Origin of the sequence: Sphingobium sp. LMA1-1-1.1 (assembly GCF_040676365.1) — a bacterium.
Lineage (GTDB): Bacteria > Pseudomonadota > Alphaproteobacteria > Sphingomonadales > Sphingomonadaceae > Sphingobium.
This window is the reverse complement of record NZ_JBEGHS010000001.1, coordinates 340,704-364,851: the sequence shown is the minus strand read 5'-3', so window position 1 is coordinate 364,851 and position 24,148 is coordinate 340,704. Positions and strand designations below refer to the sequence as shown.

The following is a 24,148-nucleotide window of genomic DNA, read 5'->3' as shown; positions in this document are numbered from 1 at the left end:
AACAGTGTTCGTCGTCGTGGAACTACTGTTCGTCGTCGACGTTGTGGTCGTCGAACTCGTGGCTGCAACAAGCTGCGAGCTGGTGGTTGTGGTCGACGTCATGGTTGATGTCGACGTTGTTGTCATGATCGTAGCGGCTCCCGCTGCGAAAATACAAAGCATTCCGGCTCCGATAACGGAGCCAGTCATTTTGACAGGCATGGTTTGCGACCCCCAAAGTTACCCCTATAGGGTCTCCCAAGAAGGTTAACAAAAACCTCGGGTCAACGACGACTCGTCGTATCCTTTGGAAATTTGCGACGAGTTGTTGAACAACATGCCTGAAGATCGCCCAAATCGGCGATATTTTCAGAATCGATATGATATCTTTTTTCGCGGAGACTTCGCGAAAACGAATAACGCCCCCGGCGCAAAGCCGGGAGCGCTTCTTCTCCATGCTTCCCTACAGGGGAATGGAATGTGCGCCGCAGCCTATTCTGCTGCCTGCACCAGTTCCTCTATTTCGGGAGTGGCACCGCGACCAACGCTGACATAGACAAAGCCGGCCGCCTCCGCATCGGCGGGACGATAGATATTCCGCAGGTCGACCAGACCGTCGCCGCTCATGACGCCCTTGAGACGCGGCAGATCCAGCGCCCGCAGCGCATCCCACTCGGTAACGATCACGACAGCGGCGGCCCCTTGCGCGGCGACATAGGGATTATCGCAGAAGTCGACATCCGTTATCATCATGCGGGCTGCATCCATCCCCTCAGGATCATAGGCCCGCACCTGCGCGCCGCCGTCCTGCAGGGCCTGGATGATCGCGATCGACGGCGCGTCGCGCATGTCATCCGTATTGGGCTTGAAGGTCAGTCCCAGCACAGCGATCGTCTTGCCGCGCACCGATCCGTTGCAAACGGCTACGACCTTGCGCGCCATGGCCCGCTTGCGACTTTCGTTGATTGCCACGGTCGTCTCGATCAACCGGATCGGCGCGCCGGCATCCTCCGCCGTCTTGACCAACGCCAGCGTATCCTTCGGGAAGCAGGAGCCGCCATAGCCGGGGCCTGCATGAAGGAATTTCGAACCAATCCGGTTATCCAGACCGATGCCGCGTGCCACCTGCTGAACGTCCGCGCCGACATTTTCGCATAGTTCGGCGATTTCGTTGATATAGGTGATCTTCATCGCCAGGAAGGCGTTGGCGGCATATTTGATGAGTTCGCTCGTTCGACGGCCGGTGAACTGGATCGGCGCCTGATTGAGATAGAGGGGGCGATAGACCTCCTCCATAACCGGACGGGCACGTTCGTCCTCTATGCCGACGACAATGCGGTCGGGGCGCTTGAAATCCTGGATCGCAGCGCCTTCGCGCAAGAATTCGGGATTGGAGGCGACGGCGAACTGCGCATCGGGATTGGTTTCGCGGACGATGCGGTCAACCTCATCGCCCGTACCAACCGGAACCGTGGACTTGGTAACGATTACGGTAAAGCCGCTCAGATTGGACGCGATTTCCTGCGCAGCGGCGTAAACATAGCTGAGGTCGGCATGACCATCACCCCGCCGGGCGGGCGTGCCCACGGCGATGAACACCACGTCGGCCTGGCTGACCGATCCGGCAAGATCAGTCGTGAAAGTCAGGCGACCCGCCTTCACATTGCGCGCGATCAGATCGGCAAGGCCTGGCTCATAAATCGGCACGCCACCACCCTGCAATAACTCGATCTTGCGCACATCCTTGTCCACACAGATGACATCATGGCCGAAGTCCGCGAGACAGGCACCGGATACCAGGCCGACATAGCCCGAGCCGGTCATAACGATCCGCATCACTATTCTCCTTCTTCAAACGGCTTTCGAACAACCGCCAACCGATCATGAAAGGACGCACGAGGCCATTACGGGAAACCCCGACGTGGCGATCTTCATCCCTCATCATAGGCTGAGCGTCAGGCGACCTAGCCTGTTGCCCAATGGCCGGATCCAGCCGGCAATTGACGCAGCGCAGCATAACGCTGCGCAGCATGGATGCAACGCGACTTGCCGCTCTTCGCACACATATGGACGCGGATCTGGAAGCGGATCGTTCAGGAATTCGGGCTGAGCCGAGGCGCAAGCGAAACATGAAAACGCGCCGCTCAAAATATCATACATCTGAAACTGCCCGGGATATGGCGGACCGCAACGTGCAAATGGGCGGTTCCCTCAAGTCGATGACGGCGGGCGATCTGGGTGCCATCATCAAGGCGCTGGTGGAACGAACGAAGATCGACCCTGAACGAATCGACGATGTCGTGTTCGGCCAGGACTATGGCAATGGCGAGGCGCCCTGCATCAGCCGCTGGTCAGCTCTGGCGGCGGGACTGCCGGAATCCATCCCCGGCGTTCAGCTCGACCGCCGCTGCGGTTCCGGCCTCCAGGCGGTGATCGACGCTGCCATGCGTATCCGGACCGGCGCGGCCGACATGGTGATCGCAGGCGGCGTCGAAAGCATGTCCAATGTGGAATATTATTCGATCGATCACCGCTGGGGCGGGCGCCTGACCCGCCCAGACCAGGAATGCTCCCCTTCGGAAAGCAACCGAAGGGACGCTTAAATACCCCCGGCGACTACAGGCCAGCCGCCGCGTTCCAGCCCGGCAACCAGATCCGCCACGCACTGGCCCAGATCCTCCGCATTGACAGATCGGATCACGAAATTCGCGCCTGTCCGTCCTTCGCGGAAAAAGGGATAGCTGCCGATCTGGCACCCTTCATGCGCCCGCTCTGTAGCGCCGAGGAGGTCTGCGATCTCGCTTTCCGCCACCCAGCAGCCTATGGTGGTGGACAGCACAGGCAAACCACCTTCCAGCGTTCCCGTCAGGCTGTCCAGCATCCCCGCCGTGATATGCGGAACGCCAGCCATGATGAAGATGTTGCCATGCCGGATGCCTGGAGCGCCGGACATCCGGTTCTCGATCAGGCTCGATCCGGCCGGCGCGCGGGCCATGCGCAGACGCGCCTCGGTCAGGCCGCCGCGCGTTTCATAATAGTTTGAGAGCATTGCTCGCGCCTCGGGATGGATTTCCACAGGCACCCCGAGTGCCGCGGCGATGGCATCCACGGTGATATCGTCGTGGGTCGGCCCGATGCCGCCGGTCGTGAACAGATAATCGTTCCGCGCCCGAAGCGTGTTCACAGCCTCGACGATCGCGTCGCTCTCGTCCGCGACGACGCGGACTTCGCGCAGGCGAATGCCCTGCACATTGAGCCATGTCGCAATCTGCGACACATTCTTGTCCTGCGTCCTTCCCGAGAGAATCTCGTCGCCGATCACGATCAGTGCGGCGGTCCATATGCGGGTTGGGTCGGCCATGGGCTGGCCATAGCCTCTGCCGTGCGCCATGCCTAGCCGCCCCCTCGCATTATGCGGCTTCACCGCCTATAATCACCCCATGACCGAATATATGACGATGACGGCGGACGCGCCGATTTCCCGCTCGACCGCGATCAAGCTCTACGACGCGGCCGGTTTCGATGGCATGCGCAAGGCGGGGCGATTGGCGGCGGAAATATTGGACGCGCTGGTCCCCCATGTCGTGCCGGGCGTCACCACCGGCGAACTGGACGATATTGTTCGCCGCATGACACTGGATGGCGGCGGCGTGCCCGCGACCCTGGGCTATCGCGGATATACCCACAGTTGCTGCATCTCGCTCAACAATGTCATCTGTCACGGCATTCCGGGCGAGCAGAAGCTCAAGGAAGGCGATATCCTGAACATAGACGTGACACCGCTGGTCGACGGCTGGCACGGCGACAGCAGCCGCATGTACATTTGCGGTGAAGCCCCCATCAAGGCGCGGCGGTTGGTCGAAGTTACCTATGAATGCCTGATGCTGGGGATCGAACAGGCGCGACCCGGCAACACTCTGGGCGACATCGGTCATGCCATCCAGCGCCACGCGGAAAAGCACCGCTATGGCGTCGTGCGCGATTTCTGCGGCCATGGTCTGGGCCGCGTGTTTCATGACAGTCCGGAGGTGGTCCATGTCGGCCGCCCGGGCACCGGGCCGGAGCTCAAGCCTGGCATGTTCTTCACCATCGAACCGATGATCAACATCGGCAAGCCGGGCGTGAAGATGCTGGAGGACGGGTGGACGGCCGTGACACGCGATCGCACGCTTTCCGCGCAGTTCGAGCATAGCATCGGCATTACCGAAACCGGCTGCGAGATCTTTACCAAGAGCCCTGCGGGTCTCGACGCGCCGCCCTATCGGCTCTGACTCCAGGATATGCCTAAAAAATGGGCATGACGTCATGATATTGCCCGTATTTCGGGCAATATGGACAAAAGTTGCTGCATCGCGGAAAGCAGTTTCCGGCGATTCGCTAATTGGCACGGTAGTTGATTAGGAAGAGAGGCGGCGCGTGCCTTAGGGGGGCATGAAGACCGTCGCTCGATCAGGACGAAGGGCGGGATGAAACCCGTCATCTGGCGCGCGTTTGAGTTGGGATACCTAGAGATGAAGAAGATCGAAGCGATCATCAAACCGTTCAAGCTCGACGAAGTGAAGGAAGCTCTTCACGAAGTGGGCGTTTCGGGCATCACCGTTACCGAAGCCAAAGGGTTTGGCCGCCAGAAAGGCCATACGGAACTGTATCGCGGCGCTGAATATGTGGTCGATTTCCTGCCCAAGGTGAAGTTGGAGGTCGTCGTCGACGACTCGCTGGCCGAACGGGTGGTGGAAGCGATCTCGGCTGCCGCACAGACCGGGCGCATCGGCGATGGCAAGATCTTCATTTCCAACATCGAAGGCGCAGTCCGCATCCGCACCGGTGAGCGCGACAGCGACGCCATCTGATTTTACCGACTTCTCGCCGGCTTACAGGGGTCTGGCGGCTGACCACATCAACCTACCCCTTCGGGGGGGTATCATGAAAGAAGGGCAAGGTTCACATGGCTAATACGCCTAAAGACATCCTGAAGATGATCGAGGAAAAGGAAATCGAATGGGTCGATGTCCGCTTCACCGATCCCAAGGGCAAGTGGCAGCACCTGACCATGGTGTCTTCGGTGCTGGGCGAGGATGAGCTGACCCAGGGCCTGATGTTCGACGGTTCGTCGATCGAAGGCTGGAAGGCGATCAACGAGTCGGACATGATCCTGAAGCCCGACCTGGACGCCGTCTATGTCGATCCGTTCAGCGCCACGCCGATGCTGATCCTGTTCTGCGACATCGTCGAACCCGACACCGGCGAACTGTACAGCCGCGACCCGCGTTCGACCGCGAAGCGCGCGGAAGCCTTCGTCAAGTCGGCCGGTTTCGGCGACACCGTCTATGTCGGTCCGGAAGCCGAATTCTTCATGTTCGACGACGTCCGCTTCAACTCGGACTATAGCGAATCCTTCTTCAAGATCGACGATATCGAACTGCCGACCAACACTGGCAAGGAATATGAGGGCGGCAACCTCGCCCACCGTCCGCGCGCCAAGGGCGGCTATTTCCCTGTCGCGCCGGTCGATCCCTGCACCGACATTCGCGCCGAAATGGTTTCGACCATGCTCGAAATGGGCCTGCCCTGCGACAAGCACCACCACGAGGTGGCCGCTGCCCAGCACGAACTCGGCCTGACCTTCGGTACGCTGGTCCAGACCGCCGACCGCATGCAGATCTACAAATATGTCGTGCAGATGGTCGCCCAGGCCTATGGCAAGACCGCGACCTTCATGCCGAAGCCGATCGCCCAGGACAACGGATCGGGCATGCACACCCACATGTCGATCTGGGAAGGCGGCAAGCCCCTCTTCGCAGGCGAAGGCTATGCGGGCCTGTCAGATACCTGCCTCTATTTCATTGGCGGCGTCATCAAGCACGCCAAGGCGCTGAATGCCTTCACCAACCCGACCACCAACAGCTACAAGCGTCTGGTGCCGGGCTTCGAAGCGCCGGTTCTGCTGGCCTATTCGGCTCGTAACCGTTCGGCCTCCTGCCGCATTCCCTACGGCGCGGGCGCCAAGGCGAAGCGCGTGGAATTCCGCTTCCCCGACGCGATGGCCAACCCCTATCTGTGCTATTCGGCGCTGCTGATGGCTGGCCTCGACGGCATCGAGAACAAGATCCATCCGGGCGCCGCGATGGACAAGAACCTGTACGACCTGCCGCCGGAAGAACTGAGCCAGGTGCCGACCGTTTGCGGTTCGCTGCGTGAAGCGCTGAACTCGCTGGCTGCCGACCACGACTTCCTGCTGAAGGGCGACGTGTTCACCAAGGACCAGATCGAGGCCTATCTCGAACTCAAGTGGCCCGAAGTGTACCGCTGGGAAATGGCTCCCTCGCCGGTCGAATTCGACATGTATTACAGCGCCTGATCCGTTCGGGCCTGAGCAATTCAGGCCTGATCCGTTCGGAACTGTCGAGGAAAGGGGCTCGGTCGCGCAAGCGGCCGGGCCCCTTCCGATTGGGCGGGGATAGTTGCGCCGATATCCGCTGCGGATAAGTCGTGCTCCTGCGAAGGCAGGAGCCCAGTACACAGGTTGCGATTATTGCGCAGCCGGGACGGATCTCTCATAGGCCGCCCATCTCATCAGACGCCTTGGCAGAGGCGCAGCGCGCCTGATGAGCCTATCGGCAAGTTCAGCTTCAGCCGGAATCTACCCTCGAATCCGCCCATTGCCTGCCTCCAGTAGAAATCCGACAATCGGCCTCATGTCGCTCATCGAGTCGCTAGGCCTGTCCCATCCGATTATCCAGGCACCCATGGCCGGTGTGTCGACGCCCGCCATGGCGGCGGCTGTCTCCAACGCCGGTGCGCTTGGTTCCATCGCCGTGGGTGCGGCCGACGCCGAAAGCGGCCGTTCGATGATAGAGGCTGTCCGCGCACAGACCGGTCGCCCGTTCAACGTCAACCTCTTCGCACATGCGCCTGCCCGCAATGACCCCGTCAGGGAAGCGGCCTGGCTCACTGCCCTGACGCCGATGTTCCGGGCCTATGACGCCCGCCCTCCAGCGGCGCTGCGCGAAATCTACCGCAGCTTCGTCGAAGATGATGCGATGCTTGCGATGTTGATCGACCTCGCCCCGGCGGTTGTCAGCTTCCATTTCGGATTGCCCAGTCCGGCCGCCATCGCCGCGCTCAAACAGGCGGGATGTCTGCTGCTTGCCACAGCGACCAATGAGGTGGAAGCGCGTGCGGCAGAGCAAGCAGGCATCGACGCCATAGTCGCCCAGGGCTATGAAGCTGGCGGCCATAGGGGTGCCTTTGATCCGGAAGCCCTTGACGACCAGCTCGGCACCTTCGCCCTCACCCGTCTGCTCGCCACTCGATGCAGCCTGCCCGTGATCGCGGCGGGCGGCATCATGGACGGACAGAGCATCCGCGCCGCACTCGCGCTTGGCGCAGTCGCAGCGCAACTTGGCACTGCCTTCATCGCCTGCCCCGAAAGCAGCGCCGACGAAGCCTATCGCGCCGCACTCGCCAGTGCAGCTGCCCATCATACTGTGATGACCCGCGTCATTTCGGGTCGCCCGGCCCGCTGTCTCGCCAATCGCTTCACCGCCTGGGGTGCCGAGGCAGCAGCGCAGCCCCCCGCCTATCCCATTGCCTATGATGCCGGCAAAGCGCTCAATGCTGCCGCGAGGGCCAGGGGCGAAGGCGGCTTCGGCGCGCAATGGGCAGGCCAGGGTGCGCCACTGGCTCGCGCCATGCCAGCCGCCGATCTTATCGACCTTCTGGCCAGGGAAATGCGGGAAAGCGCTTAACGGACTTCAGGAATGGATGCGCCGAACAGCAATATCGGCTCGCCGGCGGGCGACAATGCGATCTCGCCACCGACGCTCGTCACCAAAGTTCGCACCATCCAAGCCGCAGATGTGCGCGACGCAAGCCCCTCCAGCGGCAAAGTGCCCGCCAGAGCGGCGCGCAGGTCGGGATCAAGCACCAGCTTCGGTCCTTCCGCCCGCACGACGATCTCTGTCACGCCTGGCCTCTTTTCCGCCCCGATGTCGAGCTGACCGCCGCGCACCAGCGCATCGCCCGCGATCAGCGCCAGGTTCAGCAGCACCTTCACGGGCAGCTTTTCCAGCATGTCATCCTCGACCAGCCAGCCGATCTTCACCCGTCCCGAAGCCGCGAACATGCCCTCTATGGCCACCCGCGCCTCATGCGTCGGCACGGCATCGCCAAAGCCGCCGGCAGAACCGAATGCCAGGCGGAAGAATTTCAGCTTGTTCGCAGAGGTTTTGGCACTGTCAGCCAGCAGGTCCAGGCAACGCTGGCGCATTTCCGGATCCGTCTCATCCGCCATCAGTTCAAGCCCGTTGTTGAGCGCGCCGACCGGACTCAGCAGATCATGGCACAGGCGCGAGCAGAGCAGGCTGGCAAAATCGATGCTGTCGATCGGATTGGTCATGAAGGTTCGCTGCCGCCGGAAAAATGAACAGGAAGGAATGAACGGCTAATGCGCTGCCCCGCCGCGCGATGCAACCCTCCCTCACATGATGTCGAGCAAAGCCTCGACAAATTGCACCCGTCCGTCTTGCCCCGCCCTGGCAATCCACAGGCGGGCCATCCCCTCTCCCACGATCAACCAGAGGCTGTTGTCGGGCGCCGCGCAGGCTGCATCTGTCCGGGAGGGCGCGGCCTGACCGGCTGGATGCGAATGGTAATGCCCCAGAATCCGCGCCCCGCCGGCACGCGCCGCACGATGAGCCGCGATCAGCACCACGGGATCGAGTTCGAAATGGCGTTCCGGGTCGGCCGCGACATTGGCCGCGGGCCGAACTGCCTCGATCCGTTCCCGCGTCCCCAGGAGCAAGCCGCAGACCTCCCGCCTGTCCGCCGCCGCTTCGGACATGATTTGTTCCAGCAGACCCCTTGAAATCGCAACCTTCATTCCTACGTTCCTACCCAATGGGTTCGGGGGTTTCCATCATTGAAGCGACCATAAGCGAGGCGCAGGATGGCATGCGGCTCGACAAGGCCCTTGCCGAACTGGTTCCCGACCTTTCGCGCGAGCGCTTGAAGGCGCTGATCCTGGAGGGCCATGTGACGGAAGGTCGGCATGCGAACGCAGGCCGGCTCCCAAATCCATCAATGCCAAACCCATCAATGCCAAACCCATCAATGAAGGTCACAACCGGACAGGCCTTCGCCATCGTCCTGCCTCCGCCGATCGCGGCTGAGGCCGCTGCACAGGACATACCGCTCGACATCATCCATGAAGATGCCGACCTGATCGTCATCGACAAGCCTGCCGGCCTGGTGGTCCATCCGGCTGCGGGCAACCTGGACGGAACCCTGGTCAATGCGCTGCTTCATCATTGTCAGGGTCGGCTGTCCGGGATCGGCGGGGTGGCGCGCCCAGGCATCGTCCACCGCATCGACAAGGACACGTCGGGCCTGCTGGTCGTAGCCAAATCCGATCGCGCTCATGAGGGGTTGGCGCAGCAGTTCAAGGCACATTCGATCGACCGGCTATACGCTGCGATCGTCTATGGCGTACCTCAACCATTGTCGGGCACGATCGACACATGGATCGGCCGTTCCGACGCCGATCGAAAGAAGATGGCGGTTCATCGGGAAGGACGCGGCAAACATGCCGTGACCCATTATCGGACATTGCAGAAGCTGCGCGCCGCCGCCCTGGTGGAATGCAGGCTGGAGACCGGGAGAACGCATCAGGTGCGCGTTCATATGGCGCATATCGGCAACCCCTTGATCGGTGACCCGGTTTACGGTAGAGAAAGAAAAGGTTTCAAATCGATACTGGAAACGCTGGGTTTCAAAAGGCAGGCATTGCACGCAAAAAGGCTGGGGTTCATACATCCATTAACGGGTGAGGCACTCAGCTTCGACAGCAAACTCCCTGTCGATATGCAGGAACTGTTAAGCGAGCTTCACGTATAGATTTGAACAAGTTTGCGACGGCGCCTTGGACGCCTCTTCTGGGTCCCGCCGCGCATGAAAGGGAAAGGTGACGACATGGCCGGAAAGACCAATGTCCCCGCGGTTCCTGCGCTGGGCGGTGAAGCCAGCCTCAACCGCTATCTGTCGGAGATCCGCAAATTTCCGATCCTGACGCCCGAGCAGGAATATATGCTCGCAAAACGCTATGCCGAACATGCTGATTCGGAAGCGGCGGCGCAACTGGTGACCTCGCATCTGCGCCTCGTGGCGAAGATCGCCATGGGTTATCGCGGCTATGGCCTGCCCGTCAGCGAACTGATCAGCGAGGGCAATATCGGCCTGATGCAGGGCGTGAAGAAATTCGAGCCGGATCGCGGCTTCCGTCTGGCGACCTATGCCATGTGGTGGATTCGCGCTTCGATCCAGGAATTCATCCTGCGGTCGTGGAGCCTGGTGAAGATGGGCACCACCGCTGCGCAGAAGAAGCTGTTCTTCAACCTGCGCCGGATGAAGAACAATATCGAAGCCTTCGAGGATGGCGACCTGCATCCCGACGACGTCAAGAAGATCGCCACCGATCTGGGCGTGACGGAGGAGGATGTCATCTCCATGAATCGTCGCATGGCGATGGGCGGCGACACGTCGCTCAACGTCCCGATGCGCGAAGATGGCGAGGGCCAGTGGCAGGATTGGCTGGCCGACACCGATCCGCTTCAGGACGAACGGGTCGCCGACCAGCAGGAAAGCGAACTGCGCCACGACATGCTGGTCGAAGCGATGGATGACCTGAACGACCGGGAGAAGCATATTCTGGCCGAGCGCCGCCTGGCGGAGGAACCCAAGACGCTGGAGGAACTTTCGCAGGTCTATGGCGTCAGCCGCGAGCGTGTTCGCCAGATTGAGGTGCGCGCGTTCGAGAAACTGCAAAAGGCCATGATGCGGATTGCAGGCGACAAGCTGGGCAAGATTTCCCGCCTCGCCACCATCTGACCGGATTGGGTAAAGGACAAAGCCCCGGATGAACATCCGGGGCTTTTTCGTGCCTGCTCGCTGCGCGCCGTCCCCCCGGCAAAAACAGTCCGGCGGAGGGCGCGCTCACGTCCGAAATTTTTCCTCATGGTGCAATTGCGAGCCATCCCGCTCCATCTTGCACCGCCGCGCAACGGCGTTACCACGGCAATATGAACTCCAAGTCCGCTTCCCCTCGTCGCCGCTCCCGCTGGATCCGGATCATCCTCAAGATCATCGGTGGTTTCGTCGCACTCTCCCTGCTGATGGTGGTGGTCTATCGCTTCATCCCTCCGCCCGTGACCTGGACAATGCTGCTGGACCCCAACGGCATCACCAAGGACTGGATGAGCCTGGACAAGATGGATCCGAACATGGCGCGCGCCGCCATCGCCGCAGAGGATAGCCGCTTTTGCAGCCATCACGGCTTCGACGCGGTCGCCATCGCCCAGGCGATGCGCCACAATGCCAGCGGCGGGCGCATCCGCGGTGGCTCGACCATCAGCCAACAGACGGCAAAGAATGTGTTTCTTTTCCAGGGCGGCGGTTTCATCCGCAAGGGGCTGGAAGCCTGGTTCACCCTCCTCATCGAAGCAATCTGGGGCAAGCGGCGGATCATGGAAGTCTATCTCAACGTCGCGGAAACCGGCATCGGCACATATGGCGCGCAGGCGGGTGCCATCCGCTATTTCCACCATGGCGCCCAGCATCTGACCCGGCCCGAAGCCGCCCGCCTGGCCGCCGTCCTGCCGCTTCCCAAGAAGCGCGAAGCCATCGACCCGCACGGCTTCACCCGCCGCTACGGCAACAGCATTTCCGCCCGCATCGGCATCGTGCAGCGTGACGGGCTGGATAGCTGCCTGAAATGAAGAGGGCGCGGATCACTCCGCGCCCTCCCATATCCCTACTGTGACGCTGGTTTAAAAACCGACGACCACAGACCCAATGAAGGTGCGCGGCGCACCGATCTGCGCGAAGGTGATGCTAGTGTTGGACAGGGTGCCATCAAAACCACCGACATAGAATTTGTCGAACAGGTTGGTGATGTTCAGCTGGATCGCCACACCCGGTGCCCCGAATTTTTCCAGCGAATAGCGTGCGTCCAGATCGACCACCGTATAGGCCGGGGCCTTAGCGCCATAGACCTGGGTCAAGGCCCCGTTGATCGTCTGATATACCGGCAGATTCTGGTCGTTCACATAACGCGGACCGGTGCGCTTCGCCTGGACGCCCAGCCGGAAGCCCTCGACCTCACCCTGCACACGGCCGCCCAATGTATAGACCGGCGCACCCGATTCCCGCTTGCCCGCGGTCTGGCCGACCGTAGTGGCATTCAGCTGGACATCGTCCTTGATCTCGGACTTGAGGTAAGAGCCGAAGGCGTAGAACATCAGTTCCGGAATCGGCTGATAGGTCACGCTCCCATCAACGCCATATTTGTCGACCCGGCCCAGATTGCGGTAGATGGTGACGTTGAGATCACGATCATAGGCCTGCGCCAGACGGTTATGGTAGATGGTGTACCAACCCGACAGTTGCGCCTGCAATTTGCTGGTGCGGTAACGGACACCCAGATCGAAATTGTCGGTGGTTTCCGGGCTGGGATTAGCCCCTTCGGTATCGAGAGCATAGAAGAAGCTGTTGTACAGATTGTCCGTACCCGGCACCTGCAAACCCTTCGAATAGTTGGCGAACAGGCTGGCAGCCCCGCTCAGATCGAACACGATGCCTGCGTTCGGCAACAGCTTGTCATATTTGAAGACGCGCCGCTGCGGCCCCTGAATGGTCGGATTGGCCGCCGCATAGGCAACCGACGCTGCATCGTCGCCAAAGCACCGCAGATTGCCGCCCGCCGTCGCGGTAAAGCAATAATTGTTGAGGTCGCGCTTGAAGAAAGGTGCACGCAGACCAAGATTCACGGTCAGCGCATCGAATTCGCCGCGATATTCGCCCGAAACCTGATGCAGGATTGCATAAGAGAGGCGATTGCGCTTCTCGACCAGATTGCCGTTCACGTCCGCGATCGGATCGTCGATCGCGAAATATTCCGATCCGAAGCCATCGGTGCGCAGATAAGCCGCTTCGCCGGTCTGGCGATGACGGCCGCGATCATAGCTGTAGGCCACGCGGATCGTGTGATGATCGTTGATGTCGTAACGTAGCGATGCGATCAGGCCATAGCGATGCGTCTGGGTCTGGCTCGGCGTCACAAGGCGGATGGTGTCCAGCATGTCGCCGTCGCCGTTGAGATCGCGCCCGAAATAATATTGGGTGGCGCTCGAAGAGCCCTGAATGAAGCCGACCTGCCCTGCCAGCCCCGAACTGGCCGGAGTGCGGCCTTCCGAAGCGATGCTCGTACCGCCGCCATTGGCCTTGGTATATTGATAGCTCGGATCCACCGTCAGGATCAGGCCATCAGCCAAGGTGAAGCGCGAGTTGATACGGATATTGCCCGTGTCGGACGGATTGTAGCGATATTCATAGTCGGAACCGCAGGCGCTCGCGACATCTGCCACGCCCGCGACCGGGTTCGGAATGGTGCAACGCGCGGTTTCGTAGAAGCGCTCGTCCTTGCTGGTCGGGAAGCGGTTGGCGCTGGAGCTGCCCACGACGCGACCATCATCGACACGCAGCGGCACCGAGCCAAAGAAATTGTTGCGGTTCTTATTAAAATGACCGGCGAGCGATATGAAGTCACCGTTGCTACCGATCGGCTGATAGATCTTGGCGTTATATTGCTGCTTGTTGATCTCGCCGATGCCACCATAGATGGCGTCGTTGCTTGCCCGGCTGGCCGAAAAGAAGGCCCGCGTGCCCCATGGGGTGAAATTGCCGGTCTGAACCATGCCAAACAGACGGAAAAAGCTGAAATCGCCGACCGAAGCGACCATCTTTGCGCCGAATTCCTCGCTCGGGTTAATCGAACGATAATTGACGGTCGAACCTGTCGCTGCGGCAGTCGGGCTGTCGACGTCCGTGGTCCCCAGATTGACGTTCACCTGATCGATGATTTCCGGGTCGAGCTGCTGGTTCGAATAAAGCGCATAGCCACCGGTGTCGTTCAGCGGCAGGCCGTCGAAGGTCTGCGAGATGCGGCTGTCGTCGAAACCGCGAATGGTGAGCGTACCGCCAGCCGAACCGAAAGGATCGTTGTTCTGGAAGCTGACGCCCGGCAGCTGGTTGATGACTTCGTTGATGCTCTGGCCCGGCGTCTGCGCCTGGATGAACTCCGCGCCCAGCACGACCTTGGCCTTGCTGGTGTCGGGCAGCAGCACGCCAGCGACGCCCTTGTCGACGGTCGCGCCCGTGACGACGATCTCATTTTCGAAGTCGATGGATCCGGTCGACTGAGCGAGTGCAGCGACAGGCGCAGCCACGGCAAAGACGGCAGCGACAGGCGCTGCGCTAAACATAAGAAGCTGTTTCATATGATTTTTGTCCCTTTGGAAGTTGGCGTATCGTGCCAGCTCTTATTTTGCTCTGTGGAGCTGGCGCCGCCTGTGGCAGCCGATAGCAACGGCCCTGTGATGCTCTGATTACAGTTTTACGACAATATAATAGCATCAGGATGACCGCAGCCGCGTATCGCCAGAAAGCGGGTTCAAGGGACTTTCCGCCTTTTACATAACTCATTGTTTTCAAATGATTATAATTGCGGCCAATTTCGCTGTTTAACAGTGGTGCAGTTTTGCAACGCAGCAGGATTTTTTGTGCGACCGCGTCGAAGTTTATGAAAAAGGGGCCGGCGAAACATCGCCGACCCCCAAATTTCAATTCCTGAAGGTTGGATTCAGGCCGCGTCTTCGGCCCTTTTGTCCTTCTCGCTGAATACGCGAATCGGTTCCTTGTTGCCGGCGACCACATCCTTGTCGACCACCACTTCGCCCACGCCTTCCATCGAGGGCAGGTCGAACATCGTGTCGAGCAGGATCGCCTCAAGAATGGACCGCAGTCCGCGCGCACCGGTCTTCCGCTCGATCGCCTTTCTGGCGATCGCGGTCAAAGCATCGTCGGTGAAGCTGAGCTCGACATTCTCCATGTCGAAAAGCTTGGCATATTGCTTCACCAAAGCATTTTTCGGCTCGACCAGGATCTTGACCAGCGCGGCCACATCCAGATCCTCCAGCGTCGCGATCACAGGCAGACGGCCGACAAACTCCGGGATGAGGCCGAATTTCAGCAGATCCTCCGGTTCGCTCTGACGCAGCAATTCCCCGGTCTTGCGTTCTTCGGGAGCAGCGACATGGGCACCGAAGCCGATCGACTTGGCTTCCAGACGGTCGCCGATGATCTTTTCCAGGCCTGCGAACGCCCCGCCGCAGATGAACAGGATGTTCGTCGTGTCGACCTGCAGGAATTCCTGCTGCGGATGCTTGCGGCCGCCCTGCGGCGGAACCGAGGCAGTCGTGCCTTCCATCAGCTTCAACAGCGCCTGCTGCACACCTTCGCCCGACACGTCGCGCGTGATCGAGGGGTTCTCCGCCTTCCGGCTGATCTTATCGATCTCGTCGATATAGACGATGCCCCGCTGCGCCTTCTCGACATTATAGTCGGATGCCTGGAGCAGCTTGAGGATGATGTTCTCCACATCCTCGCCCACATAGCCGGCTTCGGTCAGCGTGGTGGCGTCAGCCATGGTGAAGGGCACGTCAAATGTCTTGGCCAGGGTCTGGGCCAGCAGCGTCTTGCCGCAGCCGGTAGGGCCGACAAGCAGGATATTCGACTTGGCCAGTTCCACCTCACCCGGCTTCGTGCCGTGGTTGAGGCGCTTGTAATGATTGTGAACAGCGACGGAGAGGACGCGTTTCGCCCGGTTCTGGCCGATCACATAATCGTCCAGCACATCGCAGATTTCCTGCGGGGTCGGCACGCCGCCATCCTTCTTGCCGACGAGACCGCCCTTGGTTTCCTCGCGGATGATGTCGTTGCACAGTTCCACGCACTCATCGCAGATGAACACGGTCGGCCCCGCAATCAGCTTACGCACCTCATGCTGCGACTTGCCGCAGAAGGAGCAGTAAAGCGTGCTTTTAGAATCGGAGCCCGTAAGCTTAGTCATTCGCCATTCTCTCTTCCCTCTGCCAGGCGAACTGCCGCCTGTGGTGAGGGATATGGTGGTCCTAGGATCATCCTAGACCGCGACGCGCCCGTTTCACAAGGGGAGAAAAGGGCGCGTGCGGCAAATATGGGTTTAGCCCTCGGCAGTTTCCGCCAACGCCGGGCGGCGGTCGAACACCTCGTCCACGAGCCCGAACGCCTTGGCCTCTTCTGCCTCCAGGAAGGTGTCACGGTCCATGGCGCGCTCCACTTCCTCTAGCGAACGCCCCGTATATTGGACGTAGAGGTTGTTGAGACGGCTGCGGATGCGCAGGATTTCCTTTGCCTGAATCTCGATGTCGGACGCCATGCCCTGGGCGCCGCCCGATGGCTGGTGCACCATGATGCGGGCGTTGCTAAGCGCGATGCGCTTGCCCGGCTCGCCAGCGGCAAGCAGGAAACTGCCCATGGAGGCCGCCTGGCCGATGCAGACGGTACCGACCTGGGGACGGATATATTTCATCGTGTCGTGGATCGCCATGCCGGACGTCACCACGCCGCCGGGCGAGTTGATGTACATCCAGATGTCCTTCTTCGGATTTTCCGACTCAAGGAACAGCAACTGAGCGACGATCAGCGAGGCCATATGATCCTCGACCTGCCCGGTCACGAAGATGATCCGCTCGCGGAGGAGGCGCGAATAGATGTCGAAGCTGCGCTCGCCCCGGTTCGACTGTTCGATGACGATGGGGACCAGAGCGGCCATGGGATCGGACATGATATCGGTCATTTTGCTCTTTCAGGGTGTGTTGCTTTTGCCCGTGCTCTACATCGGCACAAAAGACGGACTGTTCAAGGGGTCGCGTGAAACGCGGTCGGATTGCTTGGCTGAACGGGGCGCAATCAGTCGCGCCGGGCGAAGTCGGAAGGCGCCTTGAAGGCGAGATAGGCAAGCCGGCGAATCTCTCGACGGCCGCGCACCACCGTATCCAATATGAGGCCGCACATGCCCGAAAGCGTGGCGAGGATCATGAGGCCCGTCACCAATATGGCGGTCGGGAAGCGCGGCACAAGCCCCGTCTTCATATAGGTGACGATCAGCGGGGCCGCGAGGACCAGCCCTGTCAATGCCAGCAGCGCGGCGATGATGCCAAAGAAGAGGATTGGCCGTTCGATGCGATAGAGCGTGATGATCGTCCGCAAAATGCGCCAGCCGTCCCGATATGTACTGAGCTTGCTCACCGATCCTTCCGGCCGCGCGCCATAGGCCGTGACCACCTCCGACACCGGCATGGCGAGTTCCAGCGCGTGCACGCTGATCTCCGTCTCGATCTCGAAACCGGCGGAAAGGACAGGAAAGCTTTTGACGAACCGCCGGGAAAAGACGCGATATCCGGACAATATGTCGGTAAAACTCCGCCCGAACAGCCGCTTGAGCAGGCTGGTGAGCGCCCAGTTGCCGAAGCGGTGCCCGCGCCGATAGGCCTCCTCAATCTCGCTGCGCCTTGCTCCCACGACCATGTCGAGATTGTCTTCGAGCATTGCCGCCACCATCTTCGGCGCGGCAGCCGCTTCATAGGTCGCGTCGCCATCAGCCATGATGTAGATGTCGGCGTCCACATCCGCGAACATGCGCCGGACCACATGGCCCTTGCCCTGCTGCGCCACGCGCCGGACGATCGCCCCTGCCCCGGCCGCCAGTTCGCGACTGCTGTCCGTGCTGTTGTTGTCGAAGACATAGACCTCGGCAGAAGGGAGCGCCTGGCGGAAATCCTCCACCGTCCGAACAATAGCGCCGGCCTCGTTATAACAGGGCAGGATGACCGCGACCCGCGGCATGGCTACGCCCGCTTCGCTTCCTGCTGCCGGAAATTCCTTCATCGCCCCACAAACCTTCTTGCCCCGCACATTGCCCAGAGACGATCCATGCTCTCGCAAAGGCGACTTACCCCATCTTCGCGGAGATGGCGGAACCGCTTGGGATTTCCTCTGCCATGCCGCGTCCGAAATGAAAAGCGCCCGGGCTTCCTTGCGAAGCCGGGCGCTTGTCCATCCATATCGGCAGAGCTCACTCAGCCTTGGCGGCGGCCTTCTTGGCAGGAGCCTTCTTGGCCTTGGGCTTTTCCTCGGCTGCAGCCTCTTCAGCGACGGCCTCATCCTTCTTGGCAGCGGCCTTCTTCGCCGGCGCCTTCTTGGCGGGAGCCTCTTCGGCAGCAGCCTCTACGGGCGCCGCGGCCTCGGCATCGGCAGCCTTCTTCTTCGGCGCAGCCTTCTTCGCCTTGGGCTTCTCGTCATGATCGTGATCATGGCCGCAGTCCGGACCATGGACATGCGGCTTCAGATCGCCATCCTCCGCCTCGATCGCTGCTTCCAGTTCCTCGCGGCTGACGGCACGATCAGTGATTTCAGCCTTTTCGAAGAGGAAATCGACGACCTTGTCCTCATAGAGCGGCGCGCGAAGCTGCGCGGCGGCCATGGGGTCCTGACGGACATATTGGACAAAACGCTCGCGATCCTGTGGGCCGTACTGCTGCGCGGCCTGCATGATCAGGCGATTCATTTCCTGCTCGCTGACGACCACGCCGTTCGCCTGGCCGATTTCCGAAAGAAGCAGGCCGAGGCGGACGCGACGCACCGCGATGGCGCGATAGTCTTCCTTCTCCGCTTCCATTTCCTTGAGGGCCGCTTCGGGATCTTCCTCATGGCTCGCTTCATGCTGAAGCTGGGCCCAGATCTGGTTGAATTCGGCCTCGACCATGCTGGGCGGCACGTCGAAATCATGCGAAGCGGCCAACTGGTCGAGCAACTTGCGCTTCATATAGGTACGGGTCAGGCCGTTATGTTCCTGCTCGATCTGGCCCTTCAGCAGCTCCTTGAGCTTGTCCAGACCTTCCAGTCCCAGCGACTTGGCGAAATCATCGTCCAGCTTGGGCTTGTCAGCGTTCAGGATCGCCTTGACGGTGATGTCGAAGGTCGCTTCCTTGCCCGCAAGGTGCGCAGCGCCATAATCTTCGGGGAAGGTGACGGTGATGGTCTTCTCGTCGCCCTTCTTGACGCCGGTCAGCTGCTCCTCGAAGCCCGGGATGAACTGGCCCGAACCGATCTTCAGCTTCACATCCTCGGCCGAACCGCCTTCAAAGGCTTCGTCGCCGATCTTGCCGACGAAATCGATGGTCAGCGTGTCGCCGTCCTTGGCCTTGTGGCTGGCGGAATGCTCTTCCAGAGCGCCCTGCTGGGTCGCGATGCGGCCGGCGGCCTCATCGACCTGCGCGTCGGCGACTTCGGCGGTCAGACGCTCCAGCTTCAGACCTTCGATGCTCGGCGCGGTAATTTCAGGCAGCACTTCCAGAGCGACCTTGACCTCGGCGTCCTTGCCGAACTCGAAATTCTCGTCCAGCTCGACCGAAGGCTGCATCGCGGGGCGCAGCTTCTGGTCAGCGATCAGCTTCTGGATGCTGTCCTGGATGGAGCTGTTGAGCGCGTCACGCTGCAACGACTCGCCGTGCATCTTCTTGACGAGATTGGCGGGCACCTTGCCGGGGCGGAAGCCGGGCATGCGCACCTGCGGCGCGATGGCGGCCACTTCCTTTTCCACGCGGGCGTCGATATCCTTCGACGTGATGGTCACGGTGTAGGCGCGCTTCAGGCCCTCGTTCAACGTCTCGACAGTCTGCATCTCTTCTCTCAAACGCTTTCTTCAGCTGAATTTCGTTGGCGCCTGCGCATCCATGAGTCTGGCGCACTGGTGCGGGCGAAGGGACTCGAACCCCCACATCTTGCGATACCAGAACCTAAATCTGGCGCGTCTACCAATTTCGCCACGCCCGCATCGGTCGCCGGTCGGCGCGACATAGAGAAAAGCTGCCCATGAAGCAAGGGCAAGCGGTCCAGCCTGTGGATAACCGGTGGATAAGTCCAAACGGAACCCATTTGCACGCCCGCGCGTAGCCATGCCAAGGAGAAAAACGATGGCCACCAGACCCGATACTGCGCCGGACATATTGCCGCCCCCCGACCGGATCAACCCCCAATCGCCGCCCGAAGCCCCCGCCCCCGACGCGCCGCAAGAGACGCCGGCCGGCCAGCCGCCCGAAATCCTGCCCGATAGTCCCGATTTCGACCAACCTGACCGGACGCCCCCCGAACTTCCTCCCGGCTGACCGATATTTTGGCCACAGCGGGCGGGTTTTCCACAGACAAGGGAAATAATGGTTGCGCAGGCGCTGGACAGGCCCCTGCATCCATGATTGAACTATGACAAACAGATGAATGCGGGAGAGGCGCGGCTGACAACAAGGGGGTCATCGTGCAAGGGGTTCGCGCTAAGCTGGAATGGTTCAAGGCAGTGATCCTGCCACAGGAAGCTGCTCTCAGGGGGCGTCTCCGGAGGATCCTGCCCGCCAATCAGGAACTGGAGGATATGGTCGCGGAGGTTCTTGCCCGCGCCTACGCTACCGACAACTGGGAAAATGTGACCACGGGTCGCGCCTATCTTTTCACCATTGCCCGCAATCTGGTGATCGATACGGCCCGGCGGAACAAGGTGGTGAGTTTCGAAACCATCGCCGATCTGGAGCTGCTGCAGGGCCAAAATGATGTGGAAGCGCAACTCCACGCCCGTGAAGCCCTGCGCCAGGTCGAGGCGATGGTCGACGCGCTTCCCCCGCAATGCCGCCGGGTCTTCATTCTCCGCCGCATCCACGAAAAATCGATGCTGGAAATAGCGGGCGAAATGTCCCTGTCCGTTTCTACTGTTGAAAAACATCTGGCCAAAGCGATCACAATAGTTATGCGGGCCTGGGCGGAACGTGAGGAAACGGATTTCGAACGTGCGGGCGTCGGGACCAGAATCGGGCTGCGAAAGCAGGGACGAGATCGAGGCGGAAGCCGCGCGCCTGCTGGCAAGGCTTAACAGCGCCCACGGAACCGAAACCGAAATTGAAGTCTGCCGCTGGATCGCAGCCGATGCCCGCCACGCCGTGGCATTCGCCCGCGCCGAAGCCGCCTGGGAGGCGGCCGAGCGACTGAAGAGCGCCGCCGCCGAAGTCAACCTGCCCCCGCTGGAGGCCATTGTCAGCGAGGAGCAGCAGCGCCGCCTCTCGCGCAACATCATGGTCGCCGCCGCCATTGCGGTGATGCTGTTCATCATTGCCGCCATCGTCACTATTCGCACATTCAGCGGCGTGGACCATTATGAAACAAGGATAGGGCAGATCAGCGACATCGCGCTCAACGATGGCTCTACCCTGCACCTCAACAGCGACAGCGCCGCCGAAGTGCGTTTCACCGACCGTGGTCGCAAGGTCCGCATATTGAAAGGCGAAGCTTCTTTCGACGTCTCACACGACCGTTCCCGTCCCTTCGACGTGGAGGTCCGTTCCGCCGTCATCAGAGCCGTGGGCACGGCCTTCAACGTGCGGCTTCGTCCGGCGGTGGTGGAACTGACAGTCACGCAAGGCACTGTCACGGCCTATACGGGCAACACGCCGGGCCAGCAGATCAGCGCCGGAAGCGGTGCCGTGATCCAGCCGCGCAGCGTATCGCTCACCCATCTGCATCCGCGTCTGATCGATCAGCGCACTGCCTGGCGCGAGCATATGGTGGAACTGGACGGAGAGACGATCGAACAGGCGGCCAACGAATTCAACCGCTACCGCGTGGCGCCGATCCTGATAGGCGACACGCGGGTTTCCTCTCTCCGCGTCGGCGGACGCTTCCGCATCACCGACAGCAAGGCATTCCTCTCGGCACTCCGATCGAGCCTGCCGATCCGCGTGGTCGACGGTCAGGACGGCTCCGTCATGCTGCTGTATCAGGACGAGGAAGACATTGCGGCGGATGGTGCCAACAAATAAGGGCGCGAATCTTCGGACCATGCGCGGCGGCCCAATCGCTCCGGATCAAGCCAGCAGTTCGCGCACCAGCGCAGGCACCAGGACGCTCGCAGCGCCCATCCGGCTTTCCTCGAAATAAAAGCTGCCGGCCGACGGCTCCAGGTTCAACTCGAGCGTCCGGGCGCCCACATGGCGCGCGGTCTGCACGAATCCGGCAGCCGGATAGACCGCTCCGGAAGTGCCGACCGAAACGAACAGGTCGGCTTGTCGCAGTGCGTCGTCGATCAGATCCATTTGGTACGGCATTTCTCCGAAGAACACGATATCGGGCCGCAACGCTCGACTACCGCACCCATCACAAATCGATCCCGGCGGCAAGGAATGCGTCCATCGCATGGCCTTGCCACAAGCCGCGCAAAGGGCGGACAGCAACTCCCCATGCATGTGGACCAGCCGCTGCGCCCCTGCCCGCTCGTGCAGATCGTCGACATTCTGGGTAACGATCAGCAACTCGCCAGGCCATTCCGCATCAAGCGCCGCCAGCGCCTCATGCGCGGCGTTGGGCTCCACCTCGGCCAGCCTGGCTCGCCGCTCATCATAGAAGCGATGCACCAGGGCGGCGTTCCGCTCGAGGGCTTCAGGGGTGCAGACGTCCTCGACCCGATGCCCTTCCCACAATCCGTCGGGTCCGCGAAAGGTGGCAAGGCCGCTTTCGGCCGAAATCCCCGCTCCAGTCAGGATCACGATGTTGCGAATGTCGTCCATGTCATGGTCCCGTGCGATGGCGGCGTGAAGGGCCTATGCCTCATGGAGCGCTGTTCCGGCAATATTTCGCGAGCCCAGTCTGTCCGCCACTACAACGCATTCGCCGATTTCCATGGAGCCGCTTTTGCGGCACGGGGATGACAAGGCCACCCCGTTCTGGCATCGGCCGTGCGACCAGATTGGGGATGAGACTGATGACACGGATCGGCATTTACGGAGCGGCAGGGCGCATGGGCCGCGCCATCGCGCAGATCGCGCTGGAGTCCGGCCTGGAAGTTGCAGGAGGCACGGACCGCGACGGCGAAGGTGAACTGGCTCCCGGTATCCCCATCGGCACCGATCCGATCGCGCTGGCTGAAAAAAGCGACGTGCTGATCGACTTTTCGGTGCCCGCCGCGCTTTCGGCCCATCTGAATGCCTGCATCGCGGCGAAGAAGCCGATCCTAATCGGTACCACCGGGCTGGAACCTGCGCATCATGCGCTGATCGACGACGCATCGGCACAGATTCCGATCCTCCAGACCGGCAATACCTCGCTGGGCGTCAATCTGCTGGCGGCGCTGGTGGAACAGGCGGCGGCGCGCCTGGGCGACGATTGGGACATAGAAATTGTGGAAATGCATCACCGCCACAAGGTCGACGCACCGTCCGGCACTGCCCTGCTTCTGGGCGAGGCTGCGGCGCGAGGGCGCGGCATTGCTCTGGCGGATCATAGCGAGCGCGGTCGTGACGGCATCACGGGAGCACGGGCAAAGGGTGCGATCGGCTTTGCCGCGTTACGCGGCGGTTCGGTGGCGGGTGATCATCAGGTCATCCTGGCGACAGAGGGCGAGCGGATCGAAATCGGTCATCGCGCCGAAAGCCGCACCATCTTCGCCAGGGGCGCGGTGAAGGGCGCGCAATGGCTGATCGGCCGGCCCACGGGACGCTATGGCATGAAGGGCGTGCTGGGTTTGTAAGCGCTGATGAAGAAGGAGCAGATCTTCGATTTTTTCAGCCGCCTCGCTGAAGCCAATCCAGCGCCCAGAACGGAGCTGGAATATGGCAATGACTATCAGTTGCTGGTCGCTGTCGTCCTTTCCGCGCAGGCGACGGACGTGGGCGTCAACAAGGCGACGCGGGCACTCTTCCGCCAGGTCCACACACCGCAGGAGATGGTGGACCTGGGCGAGAAGGGCCTGAAGCAGCATATCAAGACGATCGGCCTGTTCAACGCCAAGGCGAAGAACGTCATCGCCCTGTCCGAAATCCTGGTGCGCGATTTCGGGGGAGAGGTGCCGCACGACCGCGACGTCCTGACCACCCTGCCCGGCGTCGGGCGCAAGACCGCCAATGTCGTGGTCAACACCGCCTTCGGGCAGGAGGCATTCGCGGTCGACACCCATATCTTCCGCGTCGGCAACCGCACTGGTCTGGCACCGGGCAAGACGCCGCTCGCCGTCGAGCTGAAGCTCGACAAGCGGGTTCCCGGCCCCTTCCGCCGCGATGCCCACCACTGGTTGATCCTGCACGGCCGCTATGTCTGCAAGGCTCGGAAACCCGAATGCTGGCGCTGCATCGTGGCCGATCTCTGCCGTTTCAAGCCCAAGACGCCCGCGCCCGACGCCAATCCTTGATTATTGTGCGGTTCA

At 61.2% G+C, this 24,148-nt stretch carries 24 protein-coding genes and 1 tRNA gene; 13 read left to right on the top strand and 12 right to left on the bottom strand.

Annotated features, from left to right (window positions below; all coding sequences use genetic code 11):
• Window positions 1–22: 22 nt before the first annotated feature.
• Window positions 23–436 carry a hypothetical protein gene (locus MRBLMA1_RS01825; protein WP_363734673.1) on the bottom strand — a complete coding sequence of 138 codons (414 nt, stop codon included), beginning with the start codon at window positions 434–436 and terminating at the stop codon, window positions 23–25.
• Window positions 437–471: 35 nt separating this feature from the next.
• Window positions 472–1,815: a UDP-glucose dehydrogenase family protein gene (locus MRBLMA1_RS01820; RefSeq protein WP_363734672.1), complete on the bottom strand. Its 1,344-nt coding sequence runs from the start codon at window positions 1,813–1,815 to the stop codon at window positions 472–474.
• A gap of 341 nt (window positions 1,816–2,156) precedes the next feature.
• Here MRBLMA1_RS01820 and MRBLMA1_RS01815 point away from each other — a divergent pair, with 341 nt between their 5' ends.
• On the top strand, window positions 2,157–2,582 hold the full coding sequence (locus MRBLMA1_RS01815; protein WP_363734671.1) for a beta-ketoacyl synthase N-terminal-like domain-containing protein: 426 nt from the start codon (window positions 2,157–2,159) through the stop codon (window positions 2,580–2,582).
• Here MRBLMA1_RS01815 and MRBLMA1_RS01810 read toward each other — a convergent pair.
• Entirely contained in the window at window positions 2,579–3,340 is a 762-nt protein-coding gene (locus tag MRBLMA1_RS01810; RefSeq protein WP_363735371.1) for a competence/damage-inducible protein A, read from the bottom strand. The two genes, MRBLMA1_RS01815 and MRBLMA1_RS01810, sit on opposite strands and share 4 nt — an antisense overlap.
• 79 nt (window positions 3,341–3,419) lie before the next feature.
• Here MRBLMA1_RS01810 and map point away from each other — a divergent pair, with 79 nt between their 5' ends.
• From map to MRBLMA1_RS01790, 4 genes are all read left to right on the top strand, one after another.
• Window positions 3,420–4,250, top strand: a complete 831-nt coding sequence (map, locus tag MRBLMA1_RS01805; RefSeq protein ID WP_363735370.1) for a type I methionyl aminopeptidase — start codon at window positions 3,420–3,422, stop codon at window positions 4,248–4,250.
• 240 nt (window positions 4,251–4,490) lie between these two features.
• A complete protein-coding gene (locus tag MRBLMA1_RS01800; RefSeq protein WP_007685085.1) occupies window positions 4,491–4,829 on the top strand; it encodes a P-II family nitrogen regulator in 339 nt (112 codons plus the stop codon).
• 95 nt (window positions 4,830–4,924) lie between these two features.
• The gene (gene glnA, locus MRBLMA1_RS01795; RefSeq protein WP_363734670.1) at window positions 4,925–6,337 is read left to right on the top strand and encodes a type I glutamate--ammonia ligase; all 1,413 of its coding nucleotides are present in this window, start codon (window positions 4,925–4,927) and stop codon (window positions 6,335–6,337) included.
• A gap of 337 nt (window positions 6,338–6,674) precedes the next feature.
• Window positions 6,675–7,727, top strand: a complete 1,053-nt coding sequence (locus MRBLMA1_RS01790) for an NAD(P)H-dependent flavin oxidoreductase (protein WP_363734669.1) — start codon at window positions 6,675–6,677, stop codon at window positions 7,725–7,727.
• Here MRBLMA1_RS01790 and MRBLMA1_RS01785 read toward each other — a convergent pair.
• Both MRBLMA1_RS01785 and MRBLMA1_RS01780 read right to left on the bottom strand, forming a co-directional pair.
• A complete protein-coding gene (locus MRBLMA1_RS01785; protein ID WP_133652129.1) occupies window positions 7,724–8,377 on the bottom strand; it encodes a histidine phosphotransferase family protein in 654 nt (217 codons plus the stop codon). The two genes, MRBLMA1_RS01790 and MRBLMA1_RS01785, sit on opposite strands and share 4 nt — an antisense overlap.
• A gap of 81 nt (window positions 8,378–8,458) precedes the next feature.
• Complete coding sequence (locus MRBLMA1_RS01780) at window positions 8,459–8,860, bottom strand: M67 family metallopeptidase (protein WP_363734668.1); 402 nt, start codon at window positions 8,858–8,860, stop codon at window positions 8,459–8,461.
• A gap of 17 nt (window positions 8,861–8,877) precedes the next feature.
• On the opposite strand from MRBLMA1_RS01780, the gene MRBLMA1_RS01775 reads away from it, so the two are divergent.
• The 3 genes from MRBLMA1_RS01775 to mtgA all read left to right on the top strand — a co-directional run bounded on the left by MRBLMA1_RS01775 (window position 8,878) and on the right by mtgA (window position 11,750).
• Window positions 8,878–9,873 (top strand): RluA family pseudouridine synthase, encoded by a 996-nt coding sequence (locus MRBLMA1_RS01775; protein ID WP_363734667.1) that lies wholly within the window; start codon window positions 8,878–8,880, stop codon window positions 9,871–9,873.
• A 75-nt stretch (window positions 9,874–9,948) separates the two neighbouring features.
• On the top strand, window positions 9,949–10,863 hold the full coding sequence (gene rpoH / locus MRBLMA1_RS01770) for an RNA polymerase sigma factor RpoH (protein ID WP_133652132.1): 915 nt from the start codon (window positions 9,949–9,951) through the stop codon (window positions 10,861–10,863).
• Window positions 10,864–11,054: 191 nt separating this feature from the next.
• On the top strand, window positions 11,055–11,750 hold the full coding sequence (mtgA, locus tag MRBLMA1_RS01765; RefSeq protein ID WP_363734666.1) for a monofunctional biosynthetic peptidoglycan transglycosylase: 696 nt from the start codon (window positions 11,055–11,057) through the stop codon (window positions 11,748–11,750).
• 51 nt (window positions 11,751–11,801) lie between these two features.
• Here the strand turns inward: mtgA and MRBLMA1_RS01760 are convergent, their stop codons facing one another.
• The 6 genes from MRBLMA1_RS01760 to MRBLMA1_RS01735 all read right to left on the bottom strand — a co-directional run bounded on the left by MRBLMA1_RS01760 (window position 11,802) and on the right by MRBLMA1_RS01735 (window position 19,746).
• The gene (locus tag MRBLMA1_RS01760; protein WP_363734665.1) at window positions 11,802–14,309 is read right to left on the bottom strand and encodes a TonB-dependent receptor; all 2,508 of its coding nucleotides are present in this window, start codon (window positions 14,307–14,309) and stop codon (window positions 11,802–11,804) included.
• Between the two features lie 362 nt (window positions 14,310–14,671).
• On the bottom strand, window positions 14,672–15,940 hold the full coding sequence (gene clpX / locus MRBLMA1_RS01755) for an ATP-dependent Clp protease ATP-binding subunit ClpX (protein WP_176590957.1): 1,269 nt from the start codon (window positions 15,938–15,940) through the stop codon (window positions 14,672–14,674).
• Between the two features lie 132 nt (window positions 15,941–16,072).
• Window positions 16,073–16,708, bottom strand: coding sequence for an ATP-dependent Clp endopeptidase proteolytic subunit ClpP (gene clpP / locus MRBLMA1_RS01750; protein WP_363734664.1), 636 nt, complete (start codon window positions 16,706–16,708; stop codon window positions 16,073–16,075).
• 113 nt (window positions 16,709–16,821) lie between these two features.
• A complete protein-coding gene (locus MRBLMA1_RS01745; protein WP_133652137.1) occupies window positions 16,822–17,799 on the bottom strand; it encodes a glycosyltransferase family 2 protein in 978 nt (325 codons plus the stop codon).
• A gap of 187 nt (window positions 17,800–17,986) precedes the next feature.
• The gene (gene tig, locus MRBLMA1_RS01740; protein WP_363734663.1) at window positions 17,987–19,594 is read right to left on the bottom strand and encodes a trigger factor; all 1,608 of its coding nucleotides are present in this window, start codon (window positions 19,592–19,594) and stop codon (window positions 17,987–17,989) included.
• Window positions 19,595–19,661: 67 nt separating this feature from the next.
• A tRNA-Leu gene (locus MRBLMA1_RS01735) sits at window positions 19,662–19,746 on the bottom strand.
• 140 nt (window positions 19,747–19,886) lie between these two features.
• On the opposite strand from MRBLMA1_RS01735, the gene MRBLMA1_RS01730 reads away from it, so the two are divergent.
• The 3 genes from MRBLMA1_RS01730 (at window position 19,887) to MRBLMA1_RS01720 (ending at window position 21,773) form a co-directional block, all read left to right on the top strand.
• The gene (locus tag MRBLMA1_RS01730; RefSeq protein ID WP_363734662.1) at window positions 19,887–20,078 is read left to right on the top strand and encodes a hypothetical protein; all 192 of its coding nucleotides are present in this window, start codon (window positions 19,887–19,889) and stop codon (window positions 20,076–20,078) included.
• Between the two features lie 146 nt (window positions 20,079–20,224).
• Complete coding sequence (locus tag MRBLMA1_RS01725; protein WP_133652140.1) at window positions 20,225–20,830, top strand: RNA polymerase sigma factor; 606 nt, start codon at window positions 20,225–20,227, stop codon at window positions 20,828–20,830.
• Window positions 20,748–21,773 (top strand): FecR family protein, encoded by a 1,026-nt coding sequence (locus MRBLMA1_RS01720; RefSeq protein WP_363734661.1) that lies wholly within the window; start codon window positions 20,748–20,750, stop codon window positions 21,771–21,773. Before MRBLMA1_RS01725 ends, MRBLMA1_RS01720 begins: the two co-directional genes overlap by 83 nt.
• 45 nt (window positions 21,774–21,818) lie before the next feature.
• Here MRBLMA1_RS01720 and MRBLMA1_RS01715 read toward each other — a convergent pair whose 3' ends face one another.
• Entirely contained in the window at window positions 21,819–22,517 is a 699-nt protein-coding gene (locus MRBLMA1_RS01715; protein ID WP_363734660.1) for an NAD-dependent deacylase, read from the bottom strand.
• A 194-nt stretch (window positions 22,518–22,711) separates the two neighbouring features.
• On the opposite strand from MRBLMA1_RS01715, the gene dapB reads away from it, so the two are divergent.
• Both dapB and nth read left to right on the top strand, forming a co-directional pair.
• Window positions 22,712–23,476, top strand: a complete 765-nt coding sequence (gene dapB / locus MRBLMA1_RS01710; protein ID WP_363734659.1) for a 4-hydroxy-tetrahydrodipicolinate reductase — start codon at window positions 22,712–22,714, stop codon at window positions 23,474–23,476.
• Between the two features lie 6 nt (window positions 23,477–23,482).
• Complete coding sequence (nth, locus tag MRBLMA1_RS01705) at window positions 23,483–24,133, top strand: endonuclease III (RefSeq protein WP_363734658.1); 651 nt, start codon at window positions 23,483–23,485, stop codon at window positions 24,131–24,133.
• The last annotated feature ends 15 nt before the right edge of the window (window positions 24,134–24,148 follow it).